Below are 17,918 nucleotides of genomic sequence, written 5' to 3' on the forward strand. Positions count from 1 at the left end.
CTCACAAAAAACCCGGCCTGAGCCGGGTTTCTTTTTAACTGCCGATCACTGCATCCAGGGCGGAGGCGGTTCTTCGGCGGTTTTGGTCGGTGGAGCATCGTCGGCGGCGCGGGCGGCCTGGCGACGGTCTTCATCCAGACGCGCAGCTTCGATTTCACGCAGTACCCCGCCCACATCGGCCAGGTCTTCCGGTTCGTCGAATTCGCCGGTCAATACGGTGGCTGGCGACAAGGTGCCAGCTTCGTAGAACGACCACATTTCCTTGGCGTATTTGGTGGTTCGCAACTCCGGCGCGAAGCGGCCGAAGTACGACGCCATGTTGCCTACGTCCCGCTCCAGCATGCTGAACGCATGGTTGTTGCCCGCAGCGTCCACCGCCTGCGGCAGGTCGATGATGACGGGCCCGGTCGGCGTCAACAGCACGTTGAACTCGGAAAGGTCACCATGCACCAGACCGGTACACAACATCAGCACGATCTGCTCGATCAGAAACGCGTGATATTCGCGCGCCTGATCAGGCTCCAGCGTCACGTCATTCAGACGCGGCGCTGCATCGCCGTACTCGTCGGCAACCAACTCCATCAGCAGCACGCCTTCGAGGAAGTCGTAAGGCTTGGGTACCCGAACGCCAGCGCTGGCCAGACGAAACAGCGCAGCCACTTCGGCGTTTTGCCAGGCGTCTTCGGTTTCCTTGCGGCCAAACTTGGAGCCCTTGGCCATGGCCCGAGCCTGCCGGCTGTTACGAACCTTGCGGCCTTCCTGATATTCCGCGGCCTGACGGAAACTGCGTTTATTCGCCTCCTTATAAACCTTGGCACACCGCAGCTCATTGCCACAACGCACCACATAAACAGCTGCCTCTTTACCGCTCATGAGCGGGCGCAGCACTTCGTCCACCAGACCGTCTTCGATCAGGGGTTCAATGCGTTTAGGAGTCTTCATCAGCTTTTATTCTGGGTCCTTCGTTGCCAAACACGCGATTGTTGCCCGTTATACGGCAATCCTCTGCCAGCGAGTAGTGGGAGCTGACGTTTGAGGGAGATAGTTTGCGTGGGAAAATCCGCCAACCTCCCGGTTTCAAGCACCTTTCGTGCCGAAACATGCACCTGCGACCTGTCTAGCGCAGGGCCTCAACACTGTAGGAAGCGTCGAGGATTGGCAACATTATTGAACCAATCGGCTGGATTTATTGTTTGAACAGGTCCCCTGGCGTGAAGCCAAACAACCCCTTGAACGCAGCGATGAACGCCGAGGTTGAGTCGTAGCCGCAAGCCAGTGCGGCATTGGTCACGCTATCGCCGTTTTCCAGCGCGCCGAGGGAAGACAGCAATCGCGCGCGTTGGCGCCAGGCACGAAAGCTCAGGCCGGTCTCGCGCTGAAACAAACGCATCACGGTTTTTTCCGAAGTACCGAGGCGCTGCGCCCAGTCGTGCAAGGTAATCAGCTGACTCGGGTTTTCGATCAGCTCATTGCACAAGGCCAGCAAGCGCGGATGACGCGGCAAGGGCAACGAAAAACTGACTTCCGGCAACTGCGCCAGCTGGTCGATCAATACCTGGACCAGCCGCGCCTCACTGCTGTTGCCCAGCGGGTAAACCGGCGGCAACTGGCAAAACGACTTGATCAACTCCCGAGCCAGCGGCGTTACTTCCAGCACCCGACAACGCTGCGGGGCCCACCCGGAATCTTCCTTGCGCACATACAGGCTGCGCATTTCCGCGCGCATCGAGGTCACCACCTGATGCTCCAGCCCGGCGGGGATCCACACGCCCCATTGCGGCGGGGCGAAAAAACTACCTTCGGCAGTGTGCACACCGAGAACGCCGCTGATTGCGTAGGAAAACTGCACCCAGTCATGGCGATGCGGCGGCGTCCAGGAGCCCGCGCTGAGGCTTTCGGCGCGGGCGTACAACGGGCGCGGCAGATCCGTCAGCGCCGGAATCTGCCGTTCGCCGCCTAGCAGGTGAATACGATGTTGTCCGTTAGTCGGCATGTTATGGCCTTATGTCGCAAGACGGCAGTGTACGAGTGCGTTAGCCTGCGGACATCTATTTTTACAAAGAACCGCCGAGCCTTCTTATGCCTGTACTCAAACACCTCAAACGCGTTGTCACTGACTGGTTCCTCTGCGGAATGGTCCTGGCGACCGTGCTGGCTTATTTCATCCCCGGCTTCGGGGCGAAGGGCGGCGGCATACATGCGGAATACGTAATCAACATCGGCGTATTCCTGGTGTTCTTCCTGCACGGGGTGAATCTGTCCAGCGAACAGATCAAGCATGGCCTGAAGAACTGGCGCCTGCACATCATGGTGCAAGCCTTCACCTTCATCGCCTTCCCGGTGATCTGGCTGCTGTGCGACAAAACATTCGGCTCGCATGTACCGGCACTGTTGATGCTGGGCTTCCTTTACTTGTGCGCACTGCCCTCGACGATTTCGTCTTCGGTAGCCTTGACCGGCAGTGCAGGCGGCAACGTGCCAGCGGCGATTCTCAACGCCAGCATGTCCAGCGTCTTCGGCATATTCATGACGCCATGGCTGGTCAGTCTGGTAGTCGGCACCGGCTCGGGCGGCATCGATCTGGGTTCGACGCTGCTGGACCTCAGCCTGATGATGCTGCTGCCACTGGTATTGGGCCAGCTGCTGCGGCCGTTGCTGGGCAAGTTCTTCGCACGGCACAAGAAGTACACCAACGTCATCGACAAGCTCGTGATCCTGCTGCTGGTCTACGCGGCGTTCTGCAATTCGATGGTCTCGGGCATGTGGCAAACCCAGGGCAACAGCGTGATTTTGATGGCGTTCATCGGCAGCGCCGTGTTGCTGGCGGTGATCCTGCTGCTCACCACCACTACCGCCAAACTGCTGAAATTCAACCATGCCGATAAAGTCGCGGCAGTGTTCTGCGCCAGCAAGAAATCCCTGGCGGCAGGCGCGCCCATGGCGGCGTTGATCTTTGGTGACAATCCTGGACTGGGGCTGATCCTGCTGCCGATCATGATCTATCACCCGCTGCAACTGATCGTGTGTTCGGTGATGGCGGAGAGCTATGCGACGCGACACAAGCAGCAGTTGTCCGCAGAAGCGCTGGAGGAAGCGCGGGCTGCTTGATTTTGGCCCTGCACTAACCCCGTGGGACCGGATTTATCCGGGAAGGGGCCGGGTCAGGCGACACGCTCGTGGCGCCCGATCTGACGTCTTCGGGAATAAATTCCCTCCTACAGGATTCCATTTTTCCGGGTCAACGCTCCAGAATCGCCGTAACGCCCTGCCCGCCCGCCGCGCAGATGGAGATCAAACCACGACCTTGCCCGGCGACGCTCAGCAACTTGGCCAGGTTGGCAACGATTCGCCCGCCGGTTGCGGCAAACGGATGTCCAGCTGCCAGTGAGCTGCCTTTGACATTCATCTTCGCCCGATCAATCGAGCCCAATGGCGCGTCCAGTCCCAGGCGTGACTTGCAGTAGTCCGCATCCTCCCAGGCCTTGAGCGTACACAGCACTTGCGCGGCGAAGGCTTCGTGAATTTCGTAGTAATCGAAGTCCTGCAGCGTCAGGCCATTGCGTGCCAGCAGGCGCGGAACCGCGTAGACCGGAGCCATCAGCAGGCCTTCCGCGCCATTGACGAAATCCACCGCCGCCGCTTCACCATCACGCAGATACGCCAGCACCGGCAGCCCGCGCTCCCTGGCCCACTCTTCACTCGCCAACAGCACCAGCGACGCGCCATCGGTCAACGGCGTCGAGTTGCCTGCGGTCAACGTGCCGTTAGAACTGCGCTCAAAGGCCGGCTTGAGGCTGGCGAGTTTCTCCAGGGTCAGGTCGGGACGCAGATTGTTGTCCCGAGTAAGGCCCAGATACGGCGTCATGAGATCGCCTTGCCAGCCTTCGGCATAAGCCGCAGCCATTTTCAGATGGCTTTCCAGGGCCAGCTGATCCTGTTGGTCGCGAGGAATACCCCAGGTTTGTGCCATGAGTTCGCAATGCTGGCCCATTGAAAGCCCGGTGCGTGGCTCGCCATTGCGTGGCAGTTCCGGCTTGAGGTTGTGCGGACGCAGTTGCATCAGCGCCTTGAGCTTGTCGGCGGTGGTCTTGCTGCGATTAACCTGCAACAGGATGTTGCGCAGGTCTTCATTCACGCCGATGGGCGCATCGGACGTGGTGTCCACGCCGCCCGCGATGCCGCATTCGATCTGGCCCAACGCGATTTTATTCGCCACCAGCAAAGCCGCCTCCAGCCCCGTGCCGCACGCCTGCTGCAAATCATAGGCGGGCGTCTGCGCCGACAATCGCGAGCCGAGCACGCATTCGCGGGTCAGGTTGAAATCCCGGGAATGCTTGAGCACCGCGCCGGCGACCACTTCCCCCATGCGCAGGCCATGCAGGTTGAAGCGCTCGATCAAGCCCTCCAGCGCGGCAGTCAGCATGGCTTGATTGCTGGCGGTGGCGTATGGCCCATTGGAGCGGGCGAACGGAATGCGATTACCGCCGACAATGGCGACCCGGCGTGGCTGATTCATGGAAAGCTCCCTTTTTTAACGCGAATTCACTGATGAGCAGCGTAGGACGATCTCGAACGAAGGTCGCCTTTTTGTGGTCCACTCCTTTGAACCCCGACTCAAGGAGAGTGTTCCATGTCGTCTGATCGCTACATCGATTTCGCCAATTCCGACATAGGCCGTCGCCTGGTTGGCGCGATTGGCCTGCCCAAGCCGGTCAGACTGGAACGCTGGCAGGCCGGACGCCTGCGCCCTGTTGAAGGCACGCTGCTGATCAGCGCAGGACCACTGGCCGATCACGTCAGACTATTTGCTCAACGCCTGACCGATTCGCTGTACAGCTTTGGCAGCGAGATCCCCGGCGCAACCAACTGGGTGGCCGATCAAGGGCCGAAGCTCAAGGCGGTGGTGTTTGATGCGAGCACTTTCACCCAGGCCGATCATCTGAAACAGCTGCGCGAGTTCTTTCAACCGCTGTTGCGCAGCCTGGACAGCAGCGCGCATGTGGTGATCCTTGGTCATGCCCCGGCATCTCTGAAAGACCCGGTTGCCGCCGCAACCCAACAAGCGGTCGAAGGCTTCAGCCGGTCGCTGGCGAAAGAGATGCGCAATGGCGGCACCGTGCAACTGCTGCACGTCGATAGCGGCGCGGAGGAACAGCTGGAAGGCGCATTCCGGTTCTTCCTGTCGCCAAAAAGCGCGTTTATCTCGGGGCAGGTTATCCGCCTGAGGCGTTGTGCCACCGAAGTGCAGGACTGGAGCCGACCACTGGCGGGTCGCAAGGCTTTGGTGACCGGTGCCGCACGCGGGATCGGCGCGGCTATCGCTGAAACGCTGGCCCGGGATGGCGCTGAAGTGGTGCTGCTCGATGTGCCGCAGGCCAAAGCTGATCTCGAAGCGCTGGCTGCGCGCCTCGGCGGACGAGCGCTGACGGTGGATATCTGTGCCGAAGATGCCGCCCGTCAATTGATCGAACACCTACCGGACGGGCTGGACATTCTGGTCCACAACGCCGGTATTACCCGGGACAAAACCCTGGCCAACATGCCAGCGGATTTCTGGGATTCGGTGCTTGCGGTCAACTTCAGTGCGCCACAAATCTTGACTCAAGCGCTGGTCGACAGCGGCACGTTGCGCGACAACGCCCGCGTGATCCTCATGTCGTCCACCACCGGTCTGGCCGGGAATCGCGGGCAGACCAACTATGCCGCCAGCAAGGCCGGGCTGATTGGTCTGGCGCGGGCCATGGCGCCGTCGCTGCATGAACGCGGGATCAGCATCAACGCCGTGGCGCCGGGCTTCATCGAAACCAAAATGACTGCCGACATGCCATTCGCCCTGCGCGAAGCCGGTCGCCGCATGAGTTCACTGGGTCAAGGCGGCTTGCCTCAGGACGTCGCCGAGGCTGTGGCCTGGTTGGCGCAACCGGGCTCCGGCGCAGTCAGCGGCCAGGTGCTGCGAGTGTGTGGTCAAAGTGTCCTCGGTGCGTGAGTGACACTGTTAAAAATGAGCAAGGAGAAACATCATGAGTGCTCACTGGCTTTATCTGGATAGCCTGCCCGCGCTGCCGAATTTGTTTGTCCAGGCTGCGTTGAAGCGCAAAGTGACCGGTACCCAATTGCCGGAACTGGGCCTGCGTTGCTGGACGTCGGTAGACCCGGCCAAGCTGGCGGCGTACCGCCAGGTTTGCGGTTATCCCGACAGCAGCCTGCTGCCGCCGACTTATCCCCACGTGCTGGCCTTCCCGTTGCAGATGCAACTGATGACGGCCAAGGATTTTCCGTTTCCCTTGCTGGGGCTGATTCATCTGGCCAATCGCATCACCGTTCACCGCCCTTTGGGTGGTGTGAGCAAGGTCTACATCGGGGTGCATGCGCACAATCTGCAGCCCCACGCGAAAGGAGCCACGTTCAGCCTGCTGACTCAGGTTGAAGATTCGCTGGGTATCCTCTGGGAAGAAGAAAGCACCCTGCTGTGTCGCGGCGTACAACTGGAAGGCGCGGCTGAGGGCGACTTCGAGCCTGCACCATTACCGGTCAGCGAAGTCGTGCGCTGGTATGCGACGGCCGATATCGGCCGGCGTTATGCCAAGGCCTCGGGTGACTACAACCCGATCCACTTGAGTGGACCGAGCGCCAAACTGTTCGGCTTCCCACAAGCCATCGCCCACGGCATGTGGCTCAAGGCCCGCACCCTCGCCGCCCTGGAGGATCATCTGCCCGCGTCCAACTTCGATATCAACGTGCAGTTCCACAAGCCGGTGCGTCTGCCAAGCGAAGTGGTGCTTTCCGCCAGCGCCGCAGGGTCCCATGGGCAGCTGAAACTGGAAGGCGCGCAAGGCATCGTGCATATGCTGGGGACTTGGCAGCCAGTGGAATGAGGCGCTGAAACACCCAACTGTGGGACGTCTGCACTTGCTTCCCGCCCCGTTCCCCCGGAAGCTATGCGCCTTCTGGAGAACATCATGAACCTCGACGATTTGACCCAACGCATGCATCGCATCCGCGATCAGAACGACTGGAAGCAGTTTCACAGCCCGAAAAACCTGGCCATGGCCGCCAGCGTTGAAATGTCCGAGCTGGTAGAAATCTTCCAGTGGCTCAGCGAAGACCAGTCACGCCAGTTACCGCCCGAGCAATTGGCCCATGCCGGGCAGGAAGTCGGCGATATCGTGCTGTATCTGATTCTGATGTGCAGCGAATTGGGGCTGGATATGGACGCCGTGGTGCGCAGCAAGCTGGCTGACAATGAACGCAGGTTCGCCAAATGAGTGACCGCCATTTCGATCAGCTGGCGACGCGTTTCGCGGAAAAGATCTATGGCGGCGCCAAAGGTGCGATTCGCCTGGCCGTGTTGCAGGCCGACCTCAGCGAAGCGTTGCCGGAGCGCAAGCTGCGCGTTCTGGATATCGGCGCAGGTCTTGGGCATATGTCGCTGTGGCTGGCCGAACGTGGGCATGACGTGACCCTGGCCGAACCCGCCGAGCCGATGCTCGAAGGCGCGCGCCAGCGATTCGCCGAATCAGGTCAAAGCGCCACCTTCATCCAGGCCCCGTGGCAGGAACTGCCCGCTTTGCTCAGCGAACCCTACGATCTGGTGGTCTGCCACGCGGTGCTGGAATGGCTGGCCGAGCCGCACACGATTCTGCCGGTGCTGCATCATCTGACCAAAGCCGATGGCTGGCTGTCACTGGCTTTCTACAACCGTGACGCCTTGGTCTATCGCAACCTGCTCAAAGGTCACTTCCGCAAGATGCGCAAGAACGACATGGCCGGCGAGAAGCAGAGTCTGACGCCGCAACAGCCACTTGATCCGCGCGAATTGGCGGCGCAACTTGAAGGCATGTGGCGAGTCGAAACCCAGAGCGGCGTAAGGGTTTTCCACGATTACATGCCGGTCGAGTTCCAGGCTCGGGTCGAGCTGGCCGACTTGCTGGAAATGGAACTGGCCCATCGTCGCCATCCGGCATACGCCGGTCTGGGCCGTTACCTGCATTGGGTGTGTCGCCCGATCTAGGAGCACAGTTGTTCACTGCAATCCGAGGCCACTGCGGAGGCCATCATGAAACGCCGCTTCGTTTTGATCGCGCTGTGCCTGGGCATCAGCGCCTGCCAAACCGATAACCCGTACAACGCCAGTTCACTGCCGATACCGCCAGCGCCGCCGCAAGCCGCCACGACTCTGGACATGAGCGCTTACCCTGCCCCGACACGTGATTACGGCCGCTATCGCAGCTGGACCTGGCTCAACAACCAATTGCCGCCTGGTTCGGCCTGGGCCGATTCCGCCCAGATTGCCGAAGCGGTGAGCGACGGGCTCGATCAACGTGGCCTGCGCCCGGCGCAAAACCCGCAGGCGGCGGATTTACAGGTAACCGCCGATACCCGCCTGGAAACGCGACTGCGTCAGGTGCGTGATGACTATTACGATCCATACTACGGCGGTGCCGGACTGGGCTACGGGCGCTATAACGGTCCGTATCACAATGGTTATGGCTACGGCGGCTACGCGTCCGTGCCGGTGGTGCGCACTTATCAGGAACAGGTCGTTGTCGTGCAGATCAGCCTGTTCGATAGGCACAACGGCCAGCCGGTGTGGAGCGCCAGCGCTGAAACCCGCAGCGACGGCAGCCTGTCCGACCGCACCAAAGCGTTGCGTACGGCAGTGCAGAAAGCACTGACCGCTTATCCACCTTCTTGATTTGATTTTTTCGGAGAACTGCCATGTTCCGCGGTCTTGTCGTGTTGTTCCTGGCGCTGCTGCTTGGCGCTTGCCAGACCAGTCAGGTCAATCGTGACTTCGATGCCAGCCGCGACTTCGGCGGCTATCGCAGCTGGAGCTGGAAAGAACCCGGCGTGCAGTATCAGCCGGATGATCCGCGCATCAAAAGCGACCTCACCGAGCAGCGCATTCGTCAGTCACTCGGCGAACACCTGGACCAGCGCGGCCTGCGGATGGCCAAACCGGGCAGCAATGCCGATCTGAAAATACAGACATGGTTGATCGTCGAGAATCGCCAGCAACTGGTCAGCACCAATTACGGCGGCGGTTGGGGACCTTGGGGCGGTTACGGTTACTGGGGGGCGCCGATGAGCACCGAAACCCGCAGCGTCGATTACAAAGTGACCACGCTGCAGGTTGATATGTACGACGGCAAGGATGGCAAGCTGGTCTGGCGCGGCAGCACCGAGCAGATCCTCAGCGAACGATCCGCCAATCCGGATGCCCGCAACGCGCTGATACGCCAGACCGTGGCGAAGATACTGGAGCAGTATCCGCCGCATTGATGAAGGCGCTGCATCTATAAACCTTGTGGGAGCGAGCTTGCTCGCGAAAGCGGAATTCCAGTCGACAAATGTATCGCCTGCGATAACCCCTTCGCGAGCAAGCTCGCTCCCGCCAGGCTCGCGCCCCTGATACTCACTCCACCGCCGTACGCAACTTCTCGCTACGCCCACGCAACCATTCCAGCACCAGCAGCAACACCACCGAGAAACCGATCAGCAAGGTTGCGGCGGCGGCGATGGTCGGGCTGAGGTTTTCGCGGATGCCGCTGAACATCTGCCGAGGCAAGGTCGCTTGTTCCGGGCCGGCGAGGAACAGCGTCACCACCACTTCATCGAACGAAGTGGCGAAGGCGAACAACGCGCCGGAAATCACCCCCGGTGCAATCAGCGGCAAGGTCACCCGGCGAAACGCGGTCAGCGGCGACGCGCCAAGGCTGGCGGCGGCGCGCACCAGGTTGTAGTTGAAACCCTGCAAGGTCGCCGACACCGTGATGATCACGAACGGCACACCCAAAACCGCATGCACCAGGATCAGCGAGATAAAGCTGTTGCCCATTCCCAGCGGCGCGAAGAACAGATAGCTGGCCACCCCGATGATCACCACCGGTACCACCATGGGCGAAATCACCAAGGCCATGACCAGCGCCTTGCCGCGGAAATTGCCACGGGTCAGGCCAATCGCCGCCAGCGTGCCGAACCCCATGGCCAGGATGGTGGCAGCCGGCGCGATGATCAGGCTGTTCTTCAGGGAACGCATCCACTCGTTAGAGTTGAAGAAATCCTGATACCAATGCATGGAAAACCCTTGCAGCGGATAGACCAGAAAACTCCCGGAGTTGAACGACAACGGAATGATCACCAGTACCGGCAGCACCAGAAACAACAGGATCAGACCGCACATGATGCGCAGAGCGTAAAACCAGACGCGCTCAAGCGGCGAAGAATAGGGACTCAACATGGCGACTTTCCTCAGCTCAAACGCAGGCGGCTGGCGCCGACCAACCAGTTATAAATCAGATAAAGCACGACGGTCGCCAGCAACAGCAGGCCGCCCAACGCCGTGGCCATGCCCCAGTTGATGCTGGTGTTGGTGTAGAACGCGACGAAGTAGCTGACCATTTGGTCGTTCGGGCTGCCCAGCAACGCCGGGGTGATGTAGTAGCCGATCGCCAGAATGAACACCAGCAGGCAACCCGCGCCAATCCCGGCGTAGGTCTGCGGGAAGTACACGCGCCAGAAGCTGGCGAATGGGTTGCAGCCCAGGGAAATCGCCGCCCGCATGTAGGTCGGGGAAATGCCCTTCATCACGCTGTAGATCGGCAGAATCATGAACGGCAGCATGATGTGCACCATCGAGATGTAAACGCCGACCCGGTTGAACACCAGTTCCAGCGGTTTATCGATAATGCCCATCGCCATCAACGCGCCATTGATCAGCCCACTTGATTGCAGCAACACGATCCACGCGGCGACCCGCACCAGAATCGAGGTCCAGAACGGCAGCAGCACGAGAATCATCAACAGGTTGCTTTGCCGCGCGGGCAGATTGGCCAGCAAGTAAGCCAGTGGATAAGCCAGGACCAGGCAGATCAGGGTGATCACAAACCCCATCCAGAAGGTGCGGGCGAAGATATCCAGGTAAATCGCTTGATCCGGGGTCGCAGGCGCCACTTCACCGAGGTCATCGATGCGGTGGTCGACAGCGGCCAACAAGTAATAGGGGGTAACGCTACTGGTGTTGCGACGGAGCACCTGCCAATAGGCCGGATCACCCCAACGTTCGTCCAATGCTTCGAGCGCCTCCTTGTAAGAAGTCGGTTCAGTGGCAAACGGCAAGGCGCGGGCAGTGGTCATCAGCAAGCTGCGGTAGCCGGCCAGTTCCATGTTCAGACGCTTGGACAAATCGCCCAGGGTCGAATTCTTGCGGGTTTCCGCCAGTTCAAGGCTCAGTGTTTTGTAGACCGATTCGGAAGGAAGTCCTTTACCGTCCCATTGCGCGACCTGCACGACCGTGGTCGGCAAGGCGTTGACGACTTCCGGGTTGCCGACGCTCTTGTAAAGCAGCGCAACGATGGGCACCAGAAACACCAGCAGCAGGAAAATCACCAGCGGCGCAATCAATGCCTGGGCCTTCCAGCGGTTGACCCGTTCGGCACGAGCCAGACGCTGTTTCAAGTTGGGGCTGGCGCCGTCAGGCAGGGGCAGGGCGAGGGCCATGGCAAAACTCCGAAATCTGTCAACGAGGGACGCGCTTCCCACACAGGAAACGCGCCCGGATCTAACTCAACTTGATGCGCTTACTTGGCAGCCCAGGAGTTGAATCGCTGTTCAAGTTGCTCGCCATTGTCGGCCCAGAAAGCCACGTCGATCTGCACCTGATCCTTGATGTTCTCAGGAGTAGTCGGCATGTTCTCCAGGGTTTCAGCGTTCAACAGTTTGACGGCGTCGGTATTGACCGGACCGTAAGCGATGTTTTCCGAGAAGGTTTTCTGTTGCTCAGGCTGCACGCTATAAGCGATGAACTTCTTCGCCGCTTCAGCTCGGGCTTTGTCCAGACCTTTTGGAATCGCCCACGCGTCGAAGTCGTACACGCCACCGGTCCACACCACTTTGAGTTTGCTTTCTTTGGCAACTGCGGCGATGCGGCCGTTGTAGGCCGAGCTCATCACGACGTCACCCGATTGCAGGAACTGCGGCGGCTGGGCGCCCGCTTCCCACCACTGAATGCTTGGCTTGAGCTTGTCTAGCATCTTGAATGCGCGGTCCTGACCGTCTTTGCCGGCCAGCACTTTGTAGACGTCTTTTGGCGCTACGCCATCAGCCATCAGGGCGAATTCCAGGGTGTACTTGGCGCCTTTACGCAGGCCACGCTTGCCGGGGAATTTCTCGGTATCCCAGAAATCCGCCCAACCGGTCGGGGCCGATTTAAGCTTCTCGGCGTTGTAAGCCAACACCGTGGACCAGACGAAGAAGCCTACGCCGCAAGGCTGAATGGCACCTTTGACATATTTCCCGACGTCGCCGAACAATTTCGGATCGAGCGGTTCGAACATGTCTTCATCGCAACCGCGAGCCAGTTCCGGCGATTCGACTTCTACCAGATCCCAGGACACGCTTTTGGTATCGACCATGGCTTTGACCTTGGCCATTTCACCGTTGTATTCACCGGCGACGATCTTGCCGTTGCCAGCCTTTTCCCACGGTGCATAAAACGCTTTTTCCTGGGCAGCCTTGTTGGCGCCACCAAAGGATACGACGGTCAGATCGACAGCCATGGCTTGCGCCGCGCACAGCATGCCCAGCGTAATGGCGGTGAGCTTCAAAGATTTGAGCATTTGGTTGTGTTCTCCACGAGCAGTGTTGGTTTTATGCGTTGAGGGCGATCTATCGCCTCTGGCTGATGCCTTTTTATTGGTGAATCAATGCACTTGCTGCAAGGGATCGAGCGCGCGAACGTGCTCGATTTGCCATCCAATTGGCACAACGTCGCCAACGCTCAGTGCCGGATCCAGCTCGGCGATGGGCTGTTTGACGAAGAAATCTGTCTTGCCTGCCACTTCCAGGCGCACACGAACGTGGTCACCCAAATACACAAACTCGGCCACTCGGCCGGAGAAACGGTTCACGCAGCTTTCGCTGTTGCCATTGAGGCTGATGCGCTCGGGACGGATCGACAGCGTCACTGCTTCACCAACCGCGCCGACGTTGACCGCCAGCGCTTCGACTTTCTCGCCGCGACTCAGCTCCACCACGCAACGCTCGCCGGAATGGCTGAGCAATTTGCCATTCAGGCGGTTGTTCTCGCCGATGAAGTTGGCGACGAAGGTGTTTTTCGGCTCTTCATACAAAGTGCGCGGTGGCGCGATCTGCTGGATTTCGCCTTCGTGGAATACCGCAACGCGGTCGGACATGGTCAGCGCTTCGCCCTGATCGTGGGTCACGTAGACCACGGTCACGCCCAGACGCTGGTGCAAATGTTTGATCTCCATCTGCATGTGTTCGCGCAGCTGCTTATCGAGCGCGCCCAAGGGTTCGTCCATCAGCACCAGTTGCGGTTCGAAGACCAATGCGCGAGCCAGCGCCACACGCTGTTGCTGACCACCGGAGAGTTGCGCCGGGTAGCGATGGGCGAAGGTGCCGAGTTGCACCATGTCCAGCGCACGTTTGACCTTTTCGCTGATGTCGGCCTTGCTCAAGCCACGCACCGACAGCGGGAACGCGAGGTTTTCCGAGACGGTCATGTGCGGGAACAGCGCGTAGTTCTGGAACACCATGCCAATGTCGCGCTTGTGCGGCGGCACATTATTGATGGAGCGTCCCGCGAGGAGAATTTCGCCAGCGGTCGGGGTTTCGAACCCGGCCAGCATCATCAGGCTGGTGGTCTTGCCGGAACCGGAAGGCCCGAGCAGAGTCAGGAATTCGCCTTTGCGAATATCCAGGTTGAGGTCTTTGACGATGAGGGATTCGCCGTCGTAGCTCTTCTGCACACCACGAAAGCTGACCAGAACATCGTTTGCCCCAGCGCTTGAATCGACGTTGCTCATTACCCACACCTTTGTTTTGTCTGCGTGGGACTAGCCTAGGCCAGGCGTCAAGCCACGCAAATCGGGGGGCAGGAGAGATTAGGGTAGGGATTGCCCTACAGCGATGGCGGGATTAGATATGTCAGCCGCAAGAAATTTTTTGTACGTACGGACGTATTCGCGGGCAAGCCTCACTCCAACGGGTATGAGTCGATCTGTTGGAGCGAGGCTTGCCCGCGAACCGGATCGATGAAGGTTAAAAAGATGTCGTTTTCAGACTCAGAGCAATTTGTGCTCCATGGCGTACTTGACCAGGTCCGCCAACGAGTTGAGGTTCATTTTCTGCATCAGCCGCGCTTTGTGGGTGCTGATGGTCTTGCTGCTCAGCGCCAGTTGCTGGGCGATGTCGTTGACGTTAGCGCCTTGAGCCAGGCGCTCGAACACTGAAAACTCGCGCTCAGACAGCAACGCATGCAGCGGCCGGTTATCGGTCAGGCCAACTTCGAACACCATGCGGTCGGCCAGATCCGGATCGATGTAGCGCCCGCCCGCCGCCACCCGGCGAATCGCCGTCAGCAACAACGCAGGATCGCTGTCTTTGGTGGCATAGCCAGCGGCACCGACTTTCAGGGCGCGCGCGGCCATTTGCGCTTCGTCGTGCATCGACAAGACCAGAATCGCTGGCGGATTGTTCAGCGCGCGAATCCTCGGGATCGCTTCCAGGCCGTTGACGCCAGGCATGGAGATATCCAGCAGCACCACTTCGCATTCCACATGGCGCAGGGTTTCCAGCAATTGCTCGCCATTGCTGGCCTCGCCCACCACCAGCAAATCCTTGGCCAGGCCAATCAGCTGCTTGATGCCTTCGCGAACGATGGTGTGATCTTCAGCTACCAGTACACGAATCACTTTTCTCGCTCCTGCCCGACTTGATCCAGCGGAATGTATGCCCGCAAGGTTGTGCCTTCACCGGACTCGCTGTCCAGTTCCAATCGCCCGCCGAGCATCAGCACGCGCTCGCGCATGCCCACCAGCCCGAACGAAACCGGCCTGCCCTGCTCCGGCACGAAGCCACGGCCATCGTCGGCAATGGTCATGCACATGAGATTGCCTTCCAGCGTCAGGCTGACCTCCACGGTATGCGCCTGGGCGTGACGCATGACGTTGGTCAGCGCCTCCTGAAGAATCCGGAACATGCCGATGGCGCGGGCGTCACTCAATGCAGGAAGGTTATCCGGCACCTGCACCAGACACGGAATCTGCGTGCGCGTCTCGAAACGTCGCGCCTGCCATTCGATGGCGGAAGCAATACCGGCGTCCAGAATCGGCGGACGCAGCGCTGTGGCCACGTCACGCACCAGCTGGAATAACTGCGAGATCAGGCGCTTCATGCTGTTGAGGCGCTCGCGCAAACCCGGATCGAGATCGGCGTAAGACAGCTCGCACATGGACGTCTCCAGTTTCAGTACCGTGAGCATCTGCCCCAGTTCGTCGTGCACTTCCCGGGCGATGCGCGCCTTTTCTTCTTCGCGCACGCTTTCCAGATGCGCCGACAACTCGCGCAATTGCTCGTGATAGCCGCGCCGATCGGTGACATCGGTGAGGAATACGACGAGGTATTCGGACTCCTGAAAGCGCAGGAAACTCAGGGACACATCGGCGGGCAAAATGCTCCCATCGGCGCGAACGCAGTTGGTTTCGAAGGTCTGCGCGACGCCTTCGCTGGACCGCGCGCTGCGCCACAGGCCCAGCCAGCGGTCCATGTGCAGGCCGGGTTCGAAGTCGATCAACGGCCGCTCAACCACACCGCCCGCCGGATAACCCAACATCGCTTCGGCGGCCCGATTGGCGTAGCGCACGCGGCTGTCCCAGTTGACCCACAGGATGCCGACTGTGCTTTGATCAATGGAGAACTGCGCCAGCCGCAACGCCTCTTCGCCCGCCGCACGGCGCGCGATGTCTTCACGGGCGACCAGCACTTCACGCTCCAGCGCCTGCTGTTGGCGACGCTGCCAGATGACGATGGCAAAACAGGCGAGCAGCAGCACCAGCAACAACAAGCAGATGTTCTGCCAGAAACCGGGAGATTCGCTGGCTTTCACTGAGTTGAGCGGCAGCCAGCGCGCATGCAGCTGGTCCAGCTCCCGCGCCGGAATCGCCTGCAAGGCAGCGCTGAGGATCTCGGCCAGTTGCGGCGCGTCCCGCCGCGAGGCAATGCGCAGCAACTGCGGGAAACCAATGTCGCCGACGATGCTGAGCCCGGCAAATTCCGGTTCGCGGGACAGCCGACTCAGCTGCGCCTCGTCCAGCACGGCGTAGCGCGCCTGCTGACTCAAGAGCAATTGCAGCGCCTGGCGTTCAAGGGGTACGCCTTGCAGATTCAGATGCGGGTAATTGCTGCGCAAATAATCCGCCGTGACGCTGGGCATCCGCACTGCAACACGGGTGCGGCTGTCGAGTTTTTCCAGATCCACCACGCCGCTGCCGTCCCGTTCGCCGACCACCAGTTGCGACACGCGCATGTAGGGATCGGAAAACAGCCAGGTCTTCAGCCCCGCCGGGGTTTGCGTCAGGCCCGGCGCGATGTCCACCAGACCTTGCGCCAGCGCGTCTTCGAGGGCCGCCTGATCGGGGAAACTGCGCCACAGCAGCTCGACTTGCAGGCTTTTGCCCAGCAGGTTCATCAGGTCGACGTTGGCACCGGAAAGTTGCTGCTGGCGGCGGTCAAATTGCGCGTACGGCGCCTGCATGACCAGGCCGACCCGCAACTGGCCGCGCTGCTCAAGCCAGCTGCGCTGCTGCGGTGTCAGCACCGATTGCGCAGAAACGTCGGTCGCGGCCGGAGCGAGTCCAGCGCCGATCATCAAGAGCAGGGCCAGACAGCCGATAACACTCGTGCGCAGCAGGCCAGTCATTTATGTGTTGTTCCTGTGTGCGATCCGAGACGCGTTGCCTGACAAATGCCGATCAACCCATTAGGCTGCGGAAATAGTTTCTGCTTTGGAATATTCAATGTCCTACACCTTTCGCGCAATGCTTCCTGCATTGTGGCTAGCGCTGATCTTACCTTGTGCGCCGTCTGCAAGCGCTGCTGATCCTGAACCGGCTAAAGATGCTGGCGCCGAGCCGGTCATCGAACGCGCTCCGCTGTTGCCACGCAGTGAGGAAGACGCGCTGGCGCTGGAAGGCCGTGTGCCGCAAGCCGATCAGCAGCAATTGCAGGCGGGTGACGAGACGTTTCTTGCCCTGTGGAAGCCAGCCAACAGCGACGAGCCCAAAGGTGCGGTGATCATTGTGCCGGGGGCCGATGAGTCGGCGGACTGGCCCGACGCGGTTGGACCGCTGCGTCGGCGTTTCCCGGATATCGGCTGGGCCAGCCTGAGCCTGACGCTGCCTGACGTGAAAAGTGATTTCAGTCAGCCGCGCGAGGTCGAAGCGGCACCGGTGGAAGGCGCCGACAAACCCAAGGAAGCGCCCAAGGACGCCGCGCCGAAAGATGCTGCCGCTCTGGAAGCAGACAAGGCCGCAGCCGCCGAAAAAGAAGCGGCCGCCACCGCCGCGAGCGCCGCCGCAGCCGAAGAACAGGCCAAGGCGAACGCCGAGCAGATTTTCGCCCGCATCGAAAGCGCCATCAGTTTCGCCCAGCAGCACAAAGCACGCAGTATCGTGCTGCTTGGCCATGGCAGCGGCGCTTATTGGGCCGCACGTTTTTTGAGCGAACGGCCTTCGCCGCTGATTCAGAAATTCGTCATGGTCACTGCCCAAGAACCGCTTGATGCCAAGCCGCCACTTCTGGAGCTGGTCCCGACCCTGAAAATGAAGACTTCGGACTTCGTCTACAAGGAACAGGTCCAGGCCCGAGAGGCTGCAACTGCACGCCTGCAAGTCAGCAAACGGACCAAGAACGCCGGGTTTACCCAGGTTGCACTGACGGCTATTCCCGGCAATGAAGACGCAGAGCAGGAACAGATGTTCCGCCGGGTACGTGGGTGGATTGAGGCGAAGTGATGCTGCACCGACGCTTTCCCGGATAAATCCAGCCCCACGGGATCGCGCCGGTTTCGAACTTGTGGGAGCAAGCTTGCTTGCGAAGGCAATGTCCGAGATTCAAGA

General features: G+C 60.2%; 17 protein-coding genes. 8 read left to right on the top strand and 9 right to left on the bottom strand.

Annotated elements, in window-relative coordinates:
• Nucleotides 1-45: 45 nt before the first annotated feature.
• Entirely contained in the window at nucleotides 46-942 is an 897-nt protein-coding gene (locus ACP7E4_RS22040; RefSeq protein WP_020290939.1) for a PA4780 family RIO1-like protein kinase, read from the bottom strand.
• Nucleotides 943-1,186: 244 nt separating this feature from the next.
• Complete coding sequence (locus ACP7E4_RS22045) at nucleotides 1,187-1,993, bottom strand: AraC family transcriptional regulator (RefSeq protein ID WP_426117690.1); 807 nt, start codon at nucleotides 1,991-1,993, stop codon at nucleotides 1,187-1,189.
• Nucleotides 1,994-2,079: 86 nt separating this feature from the next.
• Here ACP7E4_RS22045 and ACP7E4_RS22050 point away from each other — a divergent pair, with 86 nt between their 5' ends.
• A complete protein-coding gene (locus ACP7E4_RS22050) occupies nucleotides 2,080-3,108 on the top strand; it encodes a bile acid:sodium symporter family protein (RefSeq protein ID WP_426117691.1) in 1,029 nt (342 codons plus the stop codon).
• A 130-nt stretch (nucleotides 3,109-3,238) separates the two neighbouring features.
• Here the strand turns inward: ACP7E4_RS22050 and ACP7E4_RS22055 are convergent, their stop codons facing one another.
• On the bottom strand, nucleotides 3,239-4,516 hold the full coding sequence (locus ACP7E4_RS22055; RefSeq protein WP_426117692.1) for an acetyl-CoA C-acetyltransferase: 1,278 nt from the start codon (nucleotides 4,514-4,516) through the stop codon (nucleotides 3,239-3,241).
• Nucleotides 4,517-4,630: 114 nt separating this feature from the next.
• On the opposite strand from ACP7E4_RS22055, the gene ACP7E4_RS22060 reads away from it, so the two are divergent.
• From ACP7E4_RS22060 to ACP7E4_RS22085, 6 genes are all read left to right on the top strand, one after another.
• Nucleotides 4,631-5,986: a 3-oxoacyl-ACP reductase gene (locus tag ACP7E4_RS22060; RefSeq protein WP_426117693.1), complete on the top strand. Its 1,356-nt coding sequence runs from the start codon at nucleotides 4,631-4,633 to the stop codon at nucleotides 5,984-5,986.
• 34 nt (nucleotides 5,987-6,020) lie between these two features.
• Nucleotides 6,021-6,875, top strand: coding sequence for a MaoC/PaaZ C-terminal domain-containing protein (locus ACP7E4_RS22065; protein ID WP_426117694.1), 855 nt, complete (start codon nucleotides 6,021-6,023; stop codon nucleotides 6,873-6,875).
• Between the two features lie 84 nt (nucleotides 6,876-6,959).
• Complete coding sequence (locus tag ACP7E4_RS22070) at nucleotides 6,960-7,265, top strand: nucleotide pyrophosphohydrolase (protein WP_426117695.1); 306 nt, start codon at nucleotides 6,960-6,962, stop codon at nucleotides 7,263-7,265.
• Nucleotides 7,262-8,011 (top strand): methyltransferase domain-containing protein, encoded by a 750-nt coding sequence (locus tag ACP7E4_RS22075; protein WP_426117696.1) that lies wholly within the window; start codon nucleotides 7,262-7,264, stop codon nucleotides 8,009-8,011. Before ACP7E4_RS22070 ends, ACP7E4_RS22075 begins: the two co-directional genes overlap by 4 nt.
• A gap of 45 nt (nucleotides 8,012-8,056) precedes the next feature.
• Nucleotides 8,057-8,695, top strand: a complete 639-nt coding sequence (locus tag ACP7E4_RS22080) for a DUF4136 domain-containing protein (protein ID WP_426117697.1) — start codon at nucleotides 8,057-8,059, stop codon at nucleotides 8,693-8,695.
• A 23-nt stretch (nucleotides 8,696-8,718) separates the two neighbouring features.
• The gene (locus ACP7E4_RS22085; RefSeq protein WP_426117698.1) at nucleotides 8,719-9,282 is read left to right on the top strand and encodes a DUF4136 domain-containing protein; all 564 of its coding nucleotides are present in this window, start codon (nucleotides 8,719-8,721) and stop codon (nucleotides 9,280-9,282) included.
• A 133-nt stretch (nucleotides 9,283-9,415) separates the two neighbouring features.
• Here ACP7E4_RS22085 and ACP7E4_RS22090 read toward each other — a convergent pair whose 3' ends face one another.
• From ACP7E4_RS22090 to ACP7E4_RS22115, 6 genes are all read right to left on the bottom strand, one after another.
• Entirely contained in the window at nucleotides 9,416-10,240 is an 825-nt protein-coding gene (locus ACP7E4_RS22090; RefSeq protein ID WP_426117699.1) for an ABC transporter permease, read from the bottom strand.
• 11 nt (nucleotides 10,241-10,251) lie between these two features.
• Nucleotides 10,252-11,499 (bottom strand): ABC transporter permease, encoded by a 1,248-nt coding sequence (locus tag ACP7E4_RS22095; RefSeq protein ID WP_426117700.1) that lies wholly within the window; start codon nucleotides 11,497-11,499, stop codon nucleotides 10,252-10,254.
• A gap of 80 nt (nucleotides 11,500-11,579) precedes the next feature.
• Nucleotides 11,580-12,617 carry an ABC transporter substrate-binding protein gene (locus ACP7E4_RS22100; RefSeq protein ID WP_426117701.1) on the bottom strand — a complete coding sequence of 346 codons (1,038 nt, stop codon included), beginning with the start codon at nucleotides 12,615-12,617 and terminating at the stop codon, nucleotides 11,580-11,582.
• Between the two features lie 84 nt (nucleotides 12,618-12,701).
• Nucleotides 12,702-13,826, bottom strand: a complete 1,125-nt coding sequence (locus tag ACP7E4_RS22105; RefSeq protein ID WP_426117702.1) for an ABC transporter ATP-binding protein — start codon at nucleotides 13,824-13,826, stop codon at nucleotides 12,702-12,704.
• A 258-nt stretch (nucleotides 13,827-14,084) separates the two neighbouring features.
• Nucleotides 14,085-14,714, bottom strand: coding sequence for a response regulator (locus ACP7E4_RS22110; RefSeq protein WP_065833347.1), 630 nt, complete (start codon nucleotides 14,712-14,714; stop codon nucleotides 14,085-14,087).
• The gene (locus ACP7E4_RS22115; protein ID WP_426117703.1) at nucleotides 14,711-16,720 is read right to left on the bottom strand and encodes a transporter substrate-binding domain-containing protein; all 2,010 of its coding nucleotides are present in this window, start codon (nucleotides 16,718-16,720) and stop codon (nucleotides 14,711-14,713) included. Before ACP7E4_RS22115 ends, ACP7E4_RS22110 begins: the two co-directional genes overlap by 4 nt.
• Nucleotides 16,721-16,817: 97 nt before the next feature.
• Between ACP7E4_RS22115 and ACP7E4_RS22120 the strand changes: the two genes are divergently transcribed.
• Nucleotides 16,818-17,813: an alpha/beta hydrolase family protein gene (locus ACP7E4_RS22120; protein ID WP_426117704.1), complete on the top strand. Its 996-nt coding sequence runs from the start codon at nucleotides 16,818-16,820 to the stop codon at nucleotides 17,811-17,813.
• The last annotated feature ends 105 nt before the right edge of the window (nucleotides 17,814-17,918 follow it).

The organism is Pseudomonas sp. DSP3-2-3 (assembly GCF_049898225.1).
Lineage (GTDB): Bacteria > Pseudomonadota > Gammaproteobacteria > Pseudomonadales > Pseudomonadaceae > Aquipseudomonas.

Excerpts from the sequence above, each read along its gene's own strand:
- ACP7E4_RS22060 (WP_426117693.1), top strand. The coding sequence starts at position 4,631 with ATGTCGTCTGATCGCTACATCGATTTCGCCAATTCCGACATAGGCCGT.
- ACP7E4_RS22040 (WP_020290939.1), bottom strand. The coding sequence starts at position 942 with ATGAAGACTCCTAAACGCATTGAACCCCTGATCGAAGACGGTCTGGTG.
- ACP7E4_RS22050 (WP_426117691.1), top strand. The coding sequence starts at position 2,080 with ATGCCTGTACTCAAACACCTCAAACGCGTTGTCACTGACTGGTTCCTC.
- ACP7E4_RS22075 (WP_426117696.1), top strand. The coding sequence starts at position 7,262 with ATGAGTGACCGCCATTTCGATCAGCTGGCGACGCGTTTCGCGGAAAAG.
- ACP7E4_RS22055 (WP_426117692.1), bottom strand. The coding sequence starts at position 4,516 with ATGAATCAGCCACGCCGGGTCGCCATTGTCGGCGGTAATCGCATTCCG.
- ACP7E4_RS22080 (WP_426117697.1), top strand. The coding sequence starts at position 8,057 with ATGAAACGCCGCTTCGTTTTGATCGCGCTGTGCCTGGGCATCAGCGCC.
- ACP7E4_RS22095 (WP_426117700.1), bottom strand. The coding sequence starts at position 11,499 with ATGGCCCTCGCCCTGCCCCTGCCTGACGGCGCCAGCCCCAACTTGAAA.
- ACP7E4_RS22065 (WP_426117694.1), top strand. The coding sequence starts at position 6,021 with ATGAGTGCTCACTGGCTTTATCTGGATAGCCTGCCCGCGCTGCCGAAT.
- ACP7E4_RS22100 (WP_426117701.1), bottom strand. The coding sequence starts at position 12,617 with ATGCTCAAATCTTTGAAGCTCACCGCCATTACGCTGGGCATGCTGTGC.
- ACP7E4_RS22090 (WP_426117699.1), bottom strand. The coding sequence starts at position 10,240 with ATGTTGAGTCCCTATTCTTCGCCGCTTGAGCGCGTCTGGTTTTACGCT.
- ACP7E4_RS22085 (WP_426117698.1), top strand. The coding sequence starts at position 8,719 with ATGTTCCGCGGTCTTGTCGTGTTGTTCCTGGCGCTGCTGCTTGGCGCT.
- ACP7E4_RS22045 (WP_426117690.1), bottom strand. The coding sequence starts at position 1,993 with ATGCCGACTAACGGACAACATCGTATTCACCTGCTAGGCGGCGAACGG.
- ACP7E4_RS22120 (WP_426117704.1), top strand. The coding sequence starts at position 16,818 with ATGTCCTACACCTTTCGCGCAATGCTTCCTGCATTGTGGCTAGCGCTG.
- ACP7E4_RS22070 (WP_426117695.1), top strand. The coding sequence starts at position 6,960 with ATGAACCTCGACGATTTGACCCAACGCATGCATCGCATCCGCGATCAG.
- ACP7E4_RS22115 (WP_426117703.1), bottom strand. The coding sequence starts at position 16,720 with ATGACTGGCCTGCTGCGCACGAGTGTTATCGGCTGTCTGGCCCTGCTC.
- ACP7E4_RS22105 (WP_426117702.1), bottom strand. The coding sequence starts at position 13,826 with ATGAGCAACGTCGATTCAAGCGCTGGGGCAAACGATGTTCTGGTCAGC.